General features: G+C 45.6%; 14 protein-coding genes. 13 read left to right on the top strand and 1 reads right to left on the bottom strand.

The features are described from left to right. The first annotated feature begins 31 nt into the window (after nucleotides 1-31). Complete coding sequence (locus AB3489_RS07870; protein WP_019225358.1) at nucleotides 32-793, top strand: DeoR/GlpR family DNA-binding transcription regulator; 762 nt, start codon at nucleotides 32-34, stop codon at nucleotides 791-793. Nucleotides 794-805: 12 nt separating this feature from the next. Here the strand turns inward: AB3489_RS07870 and AB3489_RS07865 are convergent, their stop codons facing one another. Beyond that, nucleotides 806-1183, bottom strand: a complete 378-nt coding sequence (locus tag AB3489_RS07865) for an HsmA family protein (RefSeq protein WP_019225359.1) — start codon at nucleotides 1181-1183, stop codon at nucleotides 806-808. A gap of 181 nt (nucleotides 1184-1364) precedes the next feature. On the opposite strand from AB3489_RS07865, the gene AB3489_RS07860 reads away from it, so the two are divergent. The 12 genes from AB3489_RS07860 (at nucleotide 1365) to AB3489_RS07805 (ending at nucleotide 17578) form a co-directional block, all read left to right on the top strand. After that, complete coding sequence (locus AB3489_RS07860; RefSeq protein WP_368292451.1) at nucleotides 1365-2450, top strand: MinD/ParA family protein; 1086 nt, start codon at nucleotides 1365-1367, stop codon at nucleotides 2448-2450. 125 nt (nucleotides 2451-2575) lie between these two features. Further along, entirely contained in the window at nucleotides 2576-4111 is a 1536-nt protein-coding gene (locus tag AB3489_RS07855; RefSeq protein WP_368292449.1) for a peptidoglycan DD-metalloendopeptidase family protein, read from the top strand. Between the two features lie 175 nt (nucleotides 4112-4286). Next, entirely contained in the window at nucleotides 4287-5144 is an 858-nt protein-coding gene (locus AB3489_RS07850; RefSeq protein ID WP_019225362.1) for a DegV family protein, read from the top strand. 19 nt (nucleotides 5145-5163) lie between these two features. Next, the gene (gene miaB, locus AB3489_RS07845; RefSeq protein ID WP_368292446.1) at nucleotides 5164-6498 is read left to right on the top strand and encodes a tRNA (N6-isopentenyl adenosine(37)-C2)-methylthiotransferase MiaB; all 1335 of its coding nucleotides are present in this window, start codon (nucleotides 5164-5166) and stop codon (nucleotides 6496-6498) included. Between the two features lie 29 nt (nucleotides 6499-6527). Continuing rightward, a complete protein-coding gene (mutS, locus tag AB3489_RS07840) occupies nucleotides 6528-9047 on the top strand; it encodes a DNA mismatch repair protein MutS (protein ID WP_368294608.1) in 2520 nt (839 codons plus the stop codon). Nucleotides 9048-9325: 278 nt separating this feature from the next. Next, nucleotides 9326-10996, top strand: coding sequence for a hydantoinase/oxoprolinase family protein (locus tag AB3489_RS07835; RefSeq protein ID WP_368292445.1), 1671 nt, complete (start codon nucleotides 9326-9328; stop codon nucleotides 10994-10996). Next, the gene (locus AB3489_RS07830; protein WP_368292443.1) at nucleotides 10993-12324 is read left to right on the top strand and encodes a histone deacetylase; all 1332 of its coding nucleotides are present in this window, start codon (nucleotides 10993-10995) and stop codon (nucleotides 12322-12324) included. The genes AB3489_RS07835 and AB3489_RS07830 overlap by 4 nt, the downstream gene beginning before the upstream one ends. Continuing rightward, a complete protein-coding gene (gene mutL / locus AB3489_RS07825) occupies nucleotides 12314-14359 on the top strand; it encodes a DNA mismatch repair endonuclease MutL (RefSeq protein WP_368292441.1) in 2046 nt (681 codons plus the stop codon). Before AB3489_RS07830 ends, mutL begins: the two co-directional genes overlap by 11 nt. Before the next feature lie 37 nt (nucleotides 14360-14396). Next, entirely contained in the window at nucleotides 14397-15227 is an 831-nt protein-coding gene (locus AB3489_RS07820; RefSeq protein WP_368292439.1) for a class I SAM-dependent methyltransferase, read from the top strand. Next, the gene (gene miaA / locus AB3489_RS07815; protein WP_368292437.1) at nucleotides 15224-16165 is read left to right on the top strand and encodes a tRNA (adenosine(37)-N6)-dimethylallyltransferase MiaA; all 942 of its coding nucleotides are present in this window, start codon (nucleotides 15224-15226) and stop codon (nucleotides 16163-16165) included. Before AB3489_RS07820 ends, miaA begins: the two co-directional genes overlap by 4 nt. Nucleotides 16166-16212: 47 nt before the next feature. Beyond that, nucleotides 16213-16458: an RNA chaperone Hfq gene (gene hfq, locus AB3489_RS07810; protein ID WP_015045117.1), complete on the top strand. Its 246-nt coding sequence runs from the start codon at nucleotides 16213-16215 to the stop codon at nucleotides 16456-16458. A gap of 217 nt (nucleotides 16459-16675) precedes the next feature. After that, nucleotides 16676-17578 carry an AAA family ATPase gene (locus AB3489_RS07805; RefSeq protein WP_368292436.1) on the top strand — a complete coding sequence of 301 codons (903 nt, stop codon included), beginning with the start codon at nucleotides 16676-16678 and terminating at the stop codon, nucleotides 17576-17578. Nucleotides 17579-17624: the final 46 nt, after the last annotated feature.

Here is a 17624-nt window from a genome sequence, read left to right as displayed (position 1 = left end):
GAAATGCATATGTAAAGCTGGAGGTGGGCAGTTGACAGCGGGCAGACAGGAAAAAATCAGATATTTGCTCCAAAAACACGGGCATTTGACGGTAGCGGAACTGGCTGCTGAGTTTAATGTTTCCGAAATGACCATACGCCGTGATCTTAAACAGCTTGCTTTGATGGGCTTGATTCAGCGGGAACACGGCAAAGCCGTTTATCCTCAAAACCCTCAAATTAAGAATACCGTCTTTACTACGCGGATCGGCGAAGCCCAAAGTGAAAAACTTAGCATTGGCCGAGCAGCTGCTGGTCTGATTAATGAAGGAGAATCCGTAATTCTAGATTCCGGAACGACGACACTGGCGATTGCGCTCGCCCTTGACATAAAATGCACGGTTGTAACGAATTCCCTTGCCGTTGCCGAAATTCTCAGTATGCGTGAAGATATCACAACCGTCTTAACAGGCGGGGAAGTGCAAAGCACGACGTATTCGCTGCTGGGGCCGATGACCAGGGAAAACCTGGATGGTTTCTATGCGGATAAACTGTTTCTGTCGGCGACAGGCATCAGCACGGAAAAAGGTCTTTCGACATCGAGCATGATTGAATCCGAAGTCAAACAGGCCATGATTACTTCGGCCAGGGAAGTTATTCTTGTCGCTCACAGTGCGAAACTTGGTCATATTCTCTACCATACATTTGCTAAATGGGAAAAAGTGAATCAATTTATCACAGATGCTGGAGCTTCTCCGGAACAAATAAAAAGAATTGAACAATATGGTGTAAAAGTCACGCTTACTTCTCCCTGAGCATTACTTTTCTTATACGCTAGCACCGAATATTGCACCGGTAATCATCGGGATCAACCAGATAACCCACACAAGAATACTGAATTTATGAAATTTACCAATCATTTGCTCATTGTTTTTCATCAAGACGACTGTTGCCCAAATGGCATGAAAAAACATAATGATAATCGCCGCGAGACCGGTGAGACCATGAAAAGTGAATTGAAGCAGGCCTCCTACCATAAGTCCCATTGCCCCAGTTCCAATGGTATCGCAGATCAGGCCGCAATAAAAGGTTATGACATGCCACCATTTCAGTCTGCGTTGAAAATGCTCGCTCCAGACGCCGATGCTGTAAATCAGTAAAGCCAAAGAAATGAAAACCATTCCGATTAAACCATACGTACTCATTAATAATCCTCCTGTATGATCCAGTTAATGCTACTTTGTAACTATCATATCAGAAAGAGGTAAAAATGGTAATATGTAATGATTGCCCATCTCTCGCAATCATTTTTTTTATCTGCGCAGAAGGGAACTTGTCCTTCGTTGTAGAAAATTATATAGCAGTTCAGAATTCAGGAGGAAATTAATGAATCAGCCACAATTCTTTGCAGGACAAAAACTTAATTTTACGACTAACTCCGAATTGTTTCACGACATCTATACTGCAGAAATAAAGAATGTATTCCCTGACCGCTTGGAATTGGCAATCACTTTACATAAAGGTTATCTGCTGCTGATCCCGATTGGTACCGTGATACGCTGGCTGGTTTCCGATTCGAAAATCGTCCTTACATCCGAAGTGATTTCCCGGCAGCCGGCTCAGCAGAGCTGGTGCGTTACGATTCCAACTGTCCAGAGACAGCAAAAAAAATCCAGAGTCATTGCGATCGGCAGCGGTAAGGGGGGAGTTGGTAAAACTTCACTCACTATCAATTTGAGTATGGCTTTAAGCCAGCTTGGTAAAAGAGTCATTATCCTTGATGCCGATATTGGGATGGCCAATGTCGAATTATTGTTGAAATTGAATAATCCGCTGAACCTTACCCATGTCCTGAAAGGCGAGTGCACCTTAAAGGACATTCTGACTCCCGGCCCGGGAGGAATTAAGCTTCTGCCGGGTTCAAGCGGCATTTCATCATTAACAAATCTCAGTCCTCTTCAGTTTAACCGTATCATATCCGGATTTGCGGATCTGGAAGGTGAATGCGATATCTTTCTGATCGATACCGGAGCAGGTATTTCGGAAGTCGTACTTAAATTTTTGGAGGCTGCGGATGACCTGCTGCTGATTACCACCACAGAACCGCACGCGATGATGGATACATACGGACTGACCAAAGCGCTGGCGTACCGCAATTCGAATATCCGTCCTTACCTGGTGATCAATCGCTGTGAAGATGAAGCCGAAGCGATAAAGTGCTGTGAAACATTTAAGAAAGCTTCGTCCAAGTATCTCAAGCTGCAGCCGGAACTGCTTGGCTGGATTTACGATGACAAAAAAGTCACAAAATCCTTAAAGAGTCAAAACCCTTTATTTTTATCCCAGCCTAATTCTGAATATGCAGTTCAGGTCCTCAGCATCGCCAAAACGCTTCTTGGGAAAAGAGTCACCCATGAAAGGTCCACGGGAATTTTGTCCTTTATCAATAAAATTAAAAGAAATTTTGCCTAGAATATAAGGAATTTCTCAAGGAATAAACGTGTGAGCCAATGAATTGGAAAATTCCTGTATTTTCTTAAGGCTTAATTAATGGTATGATATAGCAGTGTACGAATGACAAGCTAAGGGAGGCGAGAATGATTAGTAGAAAGATAAACAAAAATTATCTGGACAAAATCATACAAAAATTTAAAAAAGTGAATACTGCAGAGGCTTTGGCTAAGCAAGCGAAAAAAATAAAATTTGGCATCGTGAACTTAGCAAATAAAATCGAATATAAAGAAATTTTTTCGAAGACGGCAGCAAAGATTAAAAATATTTCCTGGAAATCTCCAAAGACGATCGGGATCACCGTGCTGGCTTTGGCAGTGATTTTCAGTGGTTGTTTTTATTTTAGCTCGACAACTCCGGCAGTAGGTATTGTTGTAAACGGTAAAAACATTGGTTATGCAGCAAGTAAGTCTGAGGCTAAACGACTGGTTCAAGAGATTCTTACCCAGCAGGGGAACGCAGCCGGAACCGTTGCTCAGACCAGCGATACCATAGAATATAAAAGTCTAAGATTAAAGAATGAAGATTATACCGGGCCGGTGTCTAAAGATGTTTTGGCAAATGCCATCAAGCCGTACGTCAATGGCTATGGGCTACAGGTGAATGGCAAAGTCGTGGTTGTTTTAGCCAACGAACAAGACATCAATACTTTGTTGAAAAAGTATGAGGATTATCAGACGAAGCCTTCGAAAAATAATACTGTTTCTTCAGTTAAAATTGTCGAACCGGTCTCCAAAATTGCATCAAAGGTTCACCCGAGTGAAGTCAAGACAGTTGATGCCGCTTTGGAAATCTTGGTTAAAGGCGATGTGGCAGAAACCACGTATACCATTCAAGAAGATGATTCTTTATGGCTGATTGCCCGTAAGAACAATATGCTGACAGACGAAGTAATTGCTGCTAACCCGGGATTTACTGAAGACTCAGTCATTCAGCCAGGACAGAAAATCAAGCTTGTTCAAACAAAGCCTTACCTTACAGTACGAAGTGAAGGTACAAAAGTGGTCAGTGAGGTTGTTCCGTTTGATGTGGTTTCCAAGACGGACAGCAGTCTCGGCTACGGCAAAAGTATCATCAAGCAGGCGGGTAAAGATGGTGAAAAGGCCGTTACATATTCGTATGTTGAGGAAAATGGTAAAATGATCGAAAAGCAGGTTGTCAAGGAAGAAGTCGTCAATAAACCTGTAAATCAGATTGTTGCTAAAGGACCTGGCCGCTCAATTGTCTATGTTGGGACATCCCGCGGATCCGGCAGTATCTCCGGTTTAAGCTGGCCCATCAGCGGAAGTATTACCTCCTACTATGGTTCTCGTCATGGAAGCTTCCATACTGGAATCGACATTGATGGAGTTACCGGCCAGCCCTATTATGCGGCAGCTTCCGGCACCGTTGTAGAAGCAGGATGGGATGGCGGATATGGATACTGCATCATGATCGATCATGGTAATGGCGTATCTACCCGGTATGGTCACTCATCCAAACTGTTTGTCAGTGTCGGACAAACTGTATCGAAAGGCCAAAACATCGGCAATGTAGGCTCAACCGGCAATTCAACAGGATCACATTTGCATTTTGAAGTAATCATTAACGGCAGTACTGTAAATCCTTTGAACTATCTCTAAAACAGGAATAAAATAGCGCTTGGACAAGCGCTATTTTTTTTAACTGTCTAGGTTATCGAAAAGCTGTACATTTTCCGATAGATCGAAGTGCAACCTAAGTTTTCTAAAAAACTTGACAAATAGGATGTAATTGGTAGGATTATTTATAATATCTTTTTTTGGATGGAGTGATAGCATGCCATTTCAGATCGTAGTAGACAGCGCTTCAGATATGCCAAGAGATCTAGCCGAAAAACTTGGGATTGTTGTTGTCCCGATGCCGGTAAATATTGATGGGGTTACCTATGCAGAAGGGATCGATATTTTTCCGGACAAGTTTTACGCTAACTTCAAAGACTATAAAGAACTCCCGAAGACTTCGCAGCCTAATTTGAATCTCTTAAAGGACGCCTACGAAAAAGTATTGGCTGAAGGTAAAGAAGTCATTGCCATACACCTGTCTTCCGGCTTAAGTTCAACTTGTCAAACGGCAGTGATGGTGCGGGAAATGTGCAGCGCTTCGGAGAAAATACATATCATCGACAGCCTTGGTGCATCTTTGGGATTTGGACTACAGGCCATACTTGCGTCAGAAATACTGAAGCATACCGATACCTGGCAGGAGATTGAACCGCAAATCATGGAGATTAAAAATAAAATGCGGTACATTTTTACCATTGATACGCTGGAGTACCTTGTCAAAGGCGGAAGATTAAGCAAAACAGCCGGATTCGTCGCCGGACTTTTGGATGTCAAACCGATCCTGCACATGAATACGGAAGGAAAAATTGACGTATTTAACAAAGTGAGATCCAGAAAAGCTGCGATCCGCAAGCTTATTGAAATCATGAAAAATGAGATCGTTGAAGCAGAAAAGCAAGTGATCGGGATTTCTCATTCAGCATGTCTGGAAGAAGCTAAAGCCCTGGCTGAAGAAATTAAAAATACACTGCCGGTCAAAGACGTAATTATTAGTGATATTGGCTGTGTTGTAGGCAGCCATGTCGGACCGGGAACGCTGGCGCTTTACTACCAGTCCGTTCCGAAGATGTAATAGAGGATTGATTGAATACATGTCGAACAAAATCAATAAGAAAGTGTGTACGATTTCGTATGGCTGTCAAATGTCCGAGCGGGATGCCGAGACCTTGACGGCCATTTCGGAAAAAAACGGGTATGCGCGTACCGAGAACCCTGAACAGGCCGATTTGATTATCATTAATACCTGCTGTGTCAGAGAAAGCGCCGAAAATAAAATTATTGGCAAAATCGGTCAATTGAAAAAACTGAAAGAAAAAAAAACGCAGCTCAAGATTGCGGTTGCCGGATGCATGATCCAACAGCCCGGCCTGCTGGAAAAACTCCAAAAAAAAGCCCCTCATGTCGATATCTGGACAGGAACCTTTGATCATCATCAATTTAAAGATTTGCTGAGAACAGCGGATCAGGGCGGAAAAGCCTCGCTTGTTTCCGAGGCGGCCTGTGAAACCACTGAGGTTGTTCCTTTGGCTGAAAAAGGAAAGCTTCAGACCAATGTCAACATCATGTATGGCTGTGACAATTATTGTGCCTATTGCATTGTTCCTTATGTCAGGGGAAGGGAACGCAGCCGGCCGATGGACGTCATTCTGGACGAAATCAGGACACTTGTTGAAAATGGCTGCCGTGATGTGACCTTGCTTGGCCAGAATGTCAATTCCTACGGAAAAAAAGACGGTTTTGCCTATGATTTTTCCGATTTGCTGACTGAAATCGATAAAATTAAAGGGCTTTACCGGATCCGGTTTATGACCTCTCATCCGAAAGATTTCAGTGATAAGCTGATCGAGACAGTAGCCCGCGGCGAGCATATCTGTGAACACTTCCATCTGCCATTCCAGGCCGGAAGCAATCAAGTGCTGACGACAATGAACAGAGGGTACACCAGGGAATATTACCTGGAAAGAATTGCGCGTATTCTGGAAATTGTACCCGAGGCCCGATTGACAACCGATATTATTGTTGGGTTTCCCGGAGAAACGGAAGAAGATTTTGAACTGACGCTTGATCTTGTCAATACAGTGCCTTTCAATCAGGCTTTTACCTTCATGTTTTCCAAACGGTCCGGGACAGCGGGGGCGTTGCTTCAGGATCAGGTTCCGCTCGATATCAAGAAAAACCGGCTGCAGAGACTGATGGCGCTTCAAAATTCTCAGAGTCTGAGCTGGCGCCAGAAAATGATCGGCAACCGCTATGAAATTCTGGTGGAAGGACCCAGTAAGTCGGATCCTAAATATTTAACAGGCCGTACCAGAGGAAATGAGATTGTTGTATTCGAAAGCAGGGAGGACTTGGTTGGTTCACTTGTTTCGGTTACAATCAGATCTGCAAATTCCTGGACGCTTTTTGGGGAGCTAAGTGAACCATGAATACACCCATGCTGTAGCAATATCAAGAGATAAAGAACAGGGTACCGGATACGATCCTGTTTTTCAGGCTTGGCGATTTTTATGAAATGTTTGGCCAGGATGCCGAGACCGCTGCTCCGGTTCTGGAAATTGTACTAACGGCGCGGGACGCAGGCAAGGGCCAGAAAATACCCATGTGCGGAGTTCCGCATCATGCCGTGGACGGTTATCTTCTGAAATTGGTCGCTGCCGGATTTAAAGTTGCCATTTGTGAACAAATGGAAGATCCACAAGCCAGTAAAGGAATTGTAAAAAGAGACATTGTCCGGATTGTGACGCCGGGTACGCTGGACAGTATCAGCTCGGAAACAAAGAACAACTTTCTGGCGTGTGTCTATAAGGAGAAAACGTGGGCGCTCGCTTATCTCGACATCACAACGGGTGATTTCCGGATCATGGAGACGCCTTCCATTCAGATCCTGCAGGCAGAATTAAACCGTATTGCACCTTCCGAACTTATCCTGTCCAAGGACGTTGCGATGCTGTCCAAACTATTTACGGATTATTATCTGACAGCGATCGAAAAAAATTTGTTCCTGCGGACGGCTGAACTTAGTGAAAGATTTAAGAAGCAGGCAGAGCTTTTGCAGCAAATGCCGGTTGCCTGCAAAGCTGCCGCCGGACTTTGGCAGTATATCAGTCAGAATATCCCCAACTCGGGACAGGAACATATCCTGCGTATTTCGGTGAGCCAAAGCAGTACGGCAATGGTTCTCGACAAATGGACTAGAAGGAATCTTGAACTTGTCGAATCACTGCGAACCAGCGATGAGAAAGGGACCTTATTTTCCACCCTGAATTTAACCAAAACAGCCTTTGGAGCCAGACTGCTCAGAAACTGGGTGCAGCAACCCTTACGCGATCCTGAAAGCATTAATGAACGACTGGCTTCTGTCGAAGAGTTAACGCGGAATACTTTTTTACGCCAAGATATACAAAAAGCTTTGACAACAGTGTATGACCTGGAAAGACTGCTTGGCAAACTGTCCCTCGGCAAAGCAAGTCCCCGGGATCTGCTGGCGTTAGGCAGCACGTTATCCTGCCTGCCTAAGGTCAGGGATTGCATCACTGACAACGGTTCTCAGAAATTAGCTAAATATCTGCCGTCCCTGGCAGGACTTGATGACCTTGCGCAGGAACTGCTTGCGGCCATAAACCCTGAAGCACCGTACTCTCCGAAGGACGGAAATATTATTCAGAACGGCTATTCAGTAGAAATTGACAGTTTGCGGGCAATATCGTCCGGCGGCAAAGAATGGATTGCCCGCCTGGAAAATCAGGAAAGAGAACGCACCAGAATCCGTTCGTTGAAGATCGGCTTTAATAAGAACTTTGGGTACTTTATTGAAATCACCAATGCGAATGCCCATTTGATTCCGGATGATTATCAGCGAAAACAGACGCTGGTCAATGCCGAGCGATTCATCACCCCGGAATTAAAAGAATACGAGCAGCGCGTCCTGACTGCGCAGGACAGGCTCAGTGATCTCGAATATCAGCTGTTTTCTGTGCTTCGGGACAAGGTTCTGGCTTGTTCGCTGCTGATCATTAACGCTGCCCAGTCGTTGGCTGAAATCGATGTTTTTGTCTCCTTGGCCGGAGCCGCCATTCAAAACAATTATGTCAAACCGGAAATACGCTCCGATGGGATCATTCATATTGTTGAGGGACGGCATCCGGTTGTGGAAAGAATCTGTGATACGTTTGTTCCGAATGATACGCATCTTACCCGTAATAAACACCTTGCACTGATTACCGGCCCCAATATGGCCGGGAAATCGACCTATATGCGCCAGGTAGCCCTGATCGTTTTAATGGCCCAGATTGGCAGCTTCGTGCCGGCTCAGAAGGCCGCCATTTCGATCGCCGACTGTATTTTTACCCGGGTAGGAGCTGCCGATAACCTGGCAGCAGGGCAAAGTACATTTATGGTCGAAATGAACGAAGTCGCTCATATTCTTAAAAATGCCACGGCGGACAGTCTGATTATTCTGGACGAAGTCGGCAGAGGAACAGCCACGTTTGACGGTCTCAGTCTGGCCTGGGCCATTGCTGAGTACCTGGTCGAAACCCCCGACATTAAAGCCAAAACATTATTTGCGACACATTACCACGAGCTAACCGAATTGGAAGAACGTTATCCTGAAGTTTTTAATCTGCATGTGGCTGTTAGGGAACAGGGGGACGACGTTGTTTTCCTGCATAAAATACTTCCCGGCAAAGCTGACCGGAGCTATGGCCTTCATGTGGCGAAAATTGCCGGCCTTCCGCCTCATCTCTTAAAAAGGGCGGCTATCATTCTCGGTGAGCTCGAAAATTCCCCGACCCAGCGCAAGATAGTGAAAGCTGTTGACGCCAATATGCTGCAGCCATCACTGTTTGACACCCAGAGTACGCATCCGATATTCAAGGAGCTTGAAGAGCTGGATCTGGATAATCTTGCACCGCGTCAGGCGATGGATTATCTCTATGATCTCGTCAGCCGCGTTAAGGCGACGAAGATTATTTAAGCAGCATTTTTGCATATGATGATTGATATATCTTAATGAGGCTTTTCAGCTTTCTATAAATCAGTAATTATGTTGTGGCTTTCTTTGAAAGAACTAATCTCATTTGGGGCGTGTCTGGGTGCCACAATACCGCTTTCGGCCGTTGCGCCCTCCGTGGCGCAATAGCCGAAAACGTTACTGATTACGCAGACCAACCCCATATAATAAAAATCATTAGATCTAAACATATTGATTTGACTGTTCAAACCAGCCTGAGCAAAACAAAAGGAGGAGATAACATGGCCAGCCTTATTGGCATCGATGTGGGCGGAACGTTTACCGATGCTGTCATGATCACAAATGGCGTGATCGAGCGCAAGGGTAAAATTCCGACCAATCAGGATGACATTCTGAATACACTTATCAGCGCCCTGGATTATCTCCAAATTTCCGAGGCTAAAAACATCGAAATGATTACCGTCAGTACGACGCTTGTAACGAACGCGATTTTACAAAAACGATTGCCCGAGGTCAAATTGATCCTTTTTCCGGGGACCGGCATGAAGCTTTCCTCATTGCCTTGGCCGGTGGATTACAGTGTTTTAACCGGTGTTTTGGATTATCGCGGAAGGGTCGTTGTGCCAGCGGATCAATCAGAGTGGCAGACGCTTGCTGAAAAATTGAACAAACAATCCATTAAGCCGCTTACGGCCATTGTCAGCAAATTCTCCCATCGCAACAATGTCTTTGAGGAACAGCTGGCAGCCTATTTGCATAGAGAGGCACCTGGAATTATAACAGCTCTGGGAAGCCAGTCCGGGCAGGCCAATTTCTACCGTAGAAGTCTGACGACTTATCTGAACCTGGCCGCAACAGAATTGTTTCAGAACTTCGCTTATCAGTTGAAAATGGCGGTTGAGGCAAGGGGATGTCGGGCGCCGATCCGGGTGCTAAAGGCGGATGGCGGGGTCTTGCCGCTGGCAAAGATCAGACCGGTTGAGTCGATTTACTCCGGACCGGTGGCAAGTGTACTTGGAACGCTCGCCCAGAGCAATCCGGAGGAATCCTATGTCGTTGTCGATATCGGCGGAACCACGACCGATATAGGACTGGTATTATCCGGATCTCCGTTAATCAGCACCCACGGCGCGCAGATCGGACCCTTCTTGACGAATGTCCGCTCGCTGGCTGTACGTTCAGTCTCTATTGGAGGGGATTCAGCTGTCTGTCTGGAGCAGGGAGAGGTTATGCTGGCCGACTACCGCTTAGGTCCTGCCTACTGCATAGGAGGAATCAGCCCGACACCTACGGATGCGCTGCGCTACCTGAATTTGACGGATTACGGTGATCTGCAGCGGGCTGAAGAAGCGCTTGGCATGCTCCTGCCCGAGAACCAAAGAACAGCATCTGCTCTGCGCCGGACAGCACAAATCATCGTTGAGAAAATGGTTGAAAAAATTGCCCGGGCCATTGAGCAGCTGCTAGAGGAATGGAAAACCGAGCCAGCCTATAAGGTCTGGGAAGTCATCCATCATCATGATGATTTTAAATTCTATATCCAGCTCAGCGGAGGAGGAGCACCGGGGCTTGAAGCAGTGCTGGAGAACCGGATGAAGCTGCGGACGGTTCTGACTGAATTCTCCGAAGTCTCGAATGCCATCGGAGCCGCGATGGCTAAACCAACCTTTTCCTGGACACTCCACCTGGATACGAAGTTCTCTATTTACAGGATAGAGGAAACCGGGGAGCAGGGCATTTGGACCGGACCTAAAAAACCCCATCGAGAAGTAGAAGATTTCTTGAAAGAATTAGCGCAAAAACAGGCAGTCGGTCTTGGAATAGAAACAGACGACCTGGAGAAAGAGATCTTTGATTATTTTCCGCTGGTTGAGAATTATCATACGGTCGGCCAGATTGTCAAAGGTGCGATGCATGTTCCGCCGGGAGTCATTGGGGGGATACGGTCATGAACAAGACAGGAATTATCTTCTTTCCGGCTTTTGACTGGTCTCTTGGGGAATTCCATCCGGAGCGGGAAGAACGCTTGCTTTACACCCAGGAACAGATCTTTGAAGAAGGGATCATGGACCTTCCCCAGGTCAGGCAATACTCTCCCGGGGTGGCGGATCTTTTTGATGTCTTACGAACCCAGGCGATTTTTCCGGATCTCCAACAGCATAATCTCGATGCCCATCTGATCGCTGTTGGAAGTTCGCTGGTTCTGGGCAACGCGCTGATGAAAAAGGAAATTACGAACGGCTTTGCGCTGGTGCGCCCGCCTGGCCATCATTCCGGGGCGACAGTCTGGGGAAACAGAGGATTCTGCACCCTGAATAATGAAGCTATTTTAATTAATGTCCTTCGGGCCAAATACGGCATCAAAAAAATTGCCGTCATCGATACGGATGTTCATCACGGTGACGGGACGCAGGATATTTTTTATCATGATCCGAATGTCTTTTATATATCGATCCATCAGGACGGCAGAACCATATTTCCCGGAACCGGATTTACGGAAGAGAAAGGTGGGCCGAATGCCTGGGGATCGGTACTGAATATCCCGCTTCTGCCGGGAGTTGGTGATGAAGGTTTCCTCTATGCGCTGGAAAACTGGATTATGCCTGCAGTGGAAGCATTTAAACCGGATCTGATCATCAATTCCGCCGGACAGGACAACCATTTTACGGATCCGTTGGCTTCGATGAATGTGACGGCCAGAGGCTATGGCAAAATCACTGAAATGATCAAGCCCGATCTTGCAGTACTGGAAGGCGGATACGCGATTGAAGGCGCACTGCCCTATATTAATATGGCTATTTTCCTGGCGCTGGCCGGAGAAGATTATTCCGGGGTGGTGGAGTCGCAGAAACCTCAGAATACTGAAATTGGCGGTGATACGATCCGCTCTTTTCTGACCGATCTGAAAAGAACGAATGAGGCTGTCCGGCCTTCCTGGGCTTTCCGTAAAGAACCGTTTTTGCCGACAGGTGACTGGGTATATTCCGAGAAAAGTATTTATTATGATACGGACGGATTTAAAGAGAACCGCAGGGAATACATCCGCAAATGCAGGCATTGCGGGGGGACGGTGCTGATGATATCGCAAAAACCGTCGGCTTTTCAAAAAGCGGTGCTTGTCAGAATTCCGTTTGAAGCATGTCCCGATTGCGAACAGGCCGGATACGACCTGGCAGAAACTTTTCAAAAATCAGAAAAAACCGTTCTACTGCAAAATCAACGGAGAGATCAAGTCCATTTTTGGACAGATGGTAGGGAAGTGAATCCATTTGGCGGCTAGAATTAAGCTCCTTGATGAGCATTGCATCAATCAAATTGCAGCCGGCGAGGTTGTGGAAAGGCCTCTTTCCGTAGTCAAAGAACTGGTCGAAAACGCGCTGGATGCCGGTGCCCGAAAAATAGATATCAGTGTAGAGGGCGGAGGTACGGCCCTGATCAGAGTGAAAGACGACGGCGCCGGAATTCTGGCTGAAGATTTGCGTCTGGCAGTTCTTCCGCATGCTACCAGTAAAATATCGGCAATTACAGACCTCGATGATCTTAGGACACTGGGCTTTCGCGGAGAAGCGCTTCCGAGCATCGCTTCGGTATCCAAATTGAGTATTATGACGCGGACACCGGATGATGTCGCAGGACAGGAATTAAAAGTTGAGGGCGGCACGTTCCTTTCCATGACGGAAATCGGATGCCCGCCGGGTACAGTCGTAACTGTCAATGACTTGTTTTATAATACACCGGCCAGACACAAGTTCCTGCGTTCAGCCGTTACGGAGTTTGGCTGGATTTCCGACATGGTCGGCAGGCTTTCCCTGGCTAGACCTGATGTTGCTTTTTCCCTGCGTCACCCGAATAATATCTTACTGCATACGCCTGGAAACGGCAGTCTTATCGAGGCTATAGCAGCCGTCAGTGGCAATGATGCTGCCCGTAAGATGCTGCCGATATCCTACCAGGATGAAAGCCTTGAGATTTCCGGTTATGTCAGCATGCCGGAGCATGTCAGGTCGTCACGCAGCGGTCTTACCTTTTTTGTTAACGGCAGGGTTATCCGTTCCCAGTTAATGAATCAGGCCATCAAAGACGGTTATCATACGCTGATTCCTGCTAATACCTATCCGGTATGCGTTATTTCGCTGAACTTGCCTCCTTCAGATTATGATGTCAATGTTCATCCAGCCAAACTGGAAATTAAATTTAAAGAAGAAAAAAACTTAAGCAGAAAGATTGCGGAGGTTATCCGAAAAAGCCTTCTGGACAGTTTTCCAATGCGAAAGTATTCCTTTACGGGAAAAACAAGGACATCGGAATCCGCTCCGTCTGAATCCAGTCCGTCTCACTGGGAACAACTTAAGATATTATACCGGCCGCTGGAACCGAATAGGTCAGATCAAATCTCTCCGACGTACGATTCTGATACACCAATCATCCCAGAAAATCAGTCTTTCAGGGACGTAGAGAAGATAAAAGAACATCATTACCCATACATTAACGGACAGCTGTCTGAACAGCAGCCAGACCAGACGGAATACATTTCTGGCAGATTATCCGGGGGTATACGAGAAAGTATAGCGGATCGGGTTCCTGAGCGTATTTCTGATATGATTTCTGGTCGTAATTCAGAGATTGCTCCGAACCGTAATCTTGAGCGCATCACGGACAATATTACGGATAGCCTCCCTGATAAAATTGCTGAAGTATCTCAAACTTTGCAGCAGGATAAGGAAACCGTATCGAAATTCCTTGAATTGAAAGCTGTCGGCCAAGTTTTTCATATGTATATTCTTGCTGCAGACGATAAGAATCTGTATATTATAGATCAGCATGCAGCCCATGAGCGCATCAGATACGAAAGCCTGCTTCAGCTTGCCAGACAACGCGAGACAGCAAGCCAGCTCCTTTTGATTCCGGAGACGGTAGAACTTACAGTTCAGGAGGAGCAGATCCTGCTTGCGCATTTTGACGAGCTGCATGGAATGGGCTTCATTTTTGAACACTTCGGAGACAGGACGTACTTTCTGCGGGGGATTCCGCTGCTAGATAGCCTGGAATCACCGGGGAAGATGTTCAAGGTCTTTATCGATGAAATTCTGAACACATCTTTTTCTCCATCCTTGGAGAAACTTCTGGAAGAGTGGATCATGATGCTGGCCTGCAGGTCGGCTGTCAAAGGCAAAGAGCGCTTAATGGTTCAGGAAATGGATGAAATCATACAGAAATTGGGCAGAGCAGATAATCCTTACTCCTGTCCCCATGGCCGGCCTACGATCATTCAGATATCCGAGAAAGAACTCAATCATAAGTTTGAGAGGGAATAAGTTAAATAAATAACATAATGGCAGAACGGATAAGATCATGGATCAAATGGATAATGTGATTGCCTATAAACGGTCAGATGAAAAACTTAAACTGCAGCTTGAAAAGCTCAGTATGCAATCCGGGATAAAAATTGTTCCGATGGATGCCTTATCAGAAGCTGATGGTCTTCCGATACTTCGTTACGTTAAACAGAAGCTCTGTCTTGAAGATGATGGAGAAAGACTCTTTTTCCATCCAAGTATGGCGTTATTAAGGATGATCAATATCCTGCGCGGCGTACCTGATCGTTTTCTTCAGGCAGTGAATCTTGAAGCCGGGGACATTTTTCTTGATGCGACCATGGGTCTTGCGTCGGATACACTGATCTCGGCGTACGCCGTCGGTTCCAATGGAAGCGTACTTGCTGTGGAAAGCTCGCCGCTGATCCATTTTTTGGTTCAGGATGGTCTGGATCAGGTTAAGCAGTTTAAACCTGCCAAGAAACTATCTCAGGCAAAGGCCCAGGCCTGGGCGGAATTGAGCCAGGCCACTTCCTGCATTGAAACGGTCTGGGCAGATCATACCAGGATATTGGAAGGGCTGCCGGATGCATCTGTAGATGTCGTCTATTTTGACCCAATGTTCCGTGTTACGGTTAAAGAATCTTCCTCGATCCGGCCATTGAAGAAATGGTCCGACCCGAATCCTTTGGACAAAGGCACAATCCGGGAAGCATGCCGCGTGGCCAGGAAAAGAGTTGTGCTAAAAGAACGAAAAGGCAGCAGTGAATTTGCCCGGCTTGGTTTTTATGTTGAAGAGAAGAATAAATACAGCCCTGTGGATTTTGGTATCATCGATTTAGCCAGGGTGGGGGAGGGTTTCCAATGAAGCCCCTGATCGTTATTATCGGACCGACAGCAGTCGGCAAGAGTGCTCTTGGCATTGAACTGGCACTCAGGCTGAACGGAGAAATCATTTCCGGAGATTCCGTTCAGGTTTACCGGAAGCTTGATATCGGATCAGCAAAACCATCGAAGGCTGAACAGAAGGGTGTGCCGCATCATCTGATCGATCTGCTTGATCCGGCTGAACCGTTTACAGTGGCAGGATTTCAGTCTGAGGCTAGAAAGTGGATTGAGAATATTCAAGCCAAAGGGAAAATCCCGATTGTCGTTGGCGGAACGGGACTTTACATTCGTTCAATTTTGGATGAATTTGAATTTCCAGAAGAAGGATCGGACCCAATCAAGCAAAAATGGCTGGCTTATGCCAGCCAGCATGGCAATAAGGAGCTTCATCAAAGACTCGCGAAATGTGATCGGGCTTCTGCCGAAAAACTTCATGTGAACGATACGGCAAGAATCGTCAGGGCCCTGGAGATCTTTGAATTAACCGGTAAACCATTATCTGAACAAAGGTCATACATGGAAAAAATGTACGCTGAATTGGATGAATCAGTCATTTATTTAGGGCTGACGGCTCCAAGAGATGTGATTTATGAACGAATTAATGAACGTTGCCAGAAAATGGTAGATTGTGGTATAATCAGAGAAACTTTATGTTTACTCCAGGAGGGCTATTCACCAAGGCTAAAATCTCTTCAAACCATCGGCTATCGTCATGTCGTTTATTTTTTAAGAGGTTTGGTCACTCAAAAAGAAATGCTGCGTCTGCTTCAGAGAGATACCAGGCACTTTGCCAAAAGACAATTAACCTGGTTTAGGAGGGATCCTCGAATCAAATGGTATGATGTCACAGAATGTTCGGCTCAACAAATTCTTGACAAAATTTGCGATTCTCTTGACTTGCGCAGTGATGGAAACTAAGGTAAAATTAGACAATAAGAAAAATGGTGATGGAGGTAAAAAATAAAATGAATAAATCACCGATTAACTTGCAGGATGTTTTCTTGAACCAAATCCGTAAGGATAACATACCTGTTACGATCTATTTGGTCAATGGATTCCAGCTTAAAGGATTAGTCAAAGGCTTTGATAATTTTACGGTTGTTCTGGACTACGAAGGCAAACAACAAATGGTATATAAACATGCCATTTCTACCATAATGCCAATGAGACAAGTCAATTTAAATGCCTTAGTCGGGGAAATGACTGAATAATTTCCTGCTGGGGCCATAATTGGACTGGGACCATATAGCTGATAGATATCACTGAGACATAGAAAAGAAAAGAAATGAATAGAACATCGTGTTGTGTACCCTACATAGCACGATGTTTATTTTTCTTATTATTTATATTTTTCCCAAATTAATGATTCACCTTTTTCACGCTTCGCTATATATATATAATGACGTTCTTATGGGGGGTGCTTCTTTTATGTCCATTAAGATAACCTTCAGATCAAATCTTCCGCCGGTACTCCAAACCCAGCCAATGACATCAGAACCTGAGTTGCCGGACTATGCCGGCAGCAGTAACAAAAAGACTGAAGAAATCATTACGGAACTCGATAGTTTAATTGGCTTAGAGTCAGTGAAAAAACTGATTCATGAGTTGTATGCTTTTGTAGAAATCTGCAAACGACGGGAAAAAGAGAAGCTGAATACGGAGCCTTTAGTCTTACATACCGTTTTTAGCGGCAATCCGGGTACAGGAAAAACCACAGTCGCAAGGCTGATCGGAAAATTGTTTAAGGAAATGGGCGTTTTGCCGAAAGGACATATTATCGAATGTGAAAGAGCAGATCTTGTTGGGGAGTATGTCGGACATACAGCCAATAAGACCAGAGAATTGGTTAAAAAGGCGCTCGGCGGGATCCTGTTTATTGATGAAGCCTATTCCTTGGCAAGGGGTGGGGAAAAGGACTTTGGCAAGGAAGCAATTGATGCCTTAGTCAAAGCGATGGAAGACCATAAGGATAACCTCATCCTTATCCTTGCCGGATATAAGCTTGAAATGGATGCATTCATAAAGACAAACCCCGGTTTGCGGTCGCGCTTTCCGCTCCATATCGATTTCCCGGACTACTCTCTAGATGAACTGATGTCTATTGGTGAACAGATGCTGACAGGTAGGCAATATACATTTTCTCCGCAGGCAAAAATTGTGTTCCGAAGAAACCTGCAGAATATGAATGCCATACAGCCTTATTCCGGTAATGCCCGGATGGTGCGCAATTTTGTGGAAAAAGCGATTCGCAGACAGGCCGTCAGACTCTACAGGCAGCCGAATCTGTCCAGGGAAGATTTAATGTGTATCAAAGAAGTGGATATTTCTTGATCGGGGGCATTTACCCTTTTACATATCAACGAGAAGAAGATACAAT

Source organism: Dehalobacter sp. TBBPA1 (assembly GCF_040931655.1).
Lineage (GTDB): Bacteria > Bacillota > Desulfitobacteriia > Desulfitobacteriales > Syntrophobotulaceae > Dehalobacter > Dehalobacter restrictus.
This window is presented reverse-complemented; position numbering and strand designations above follow the sequence as displayed.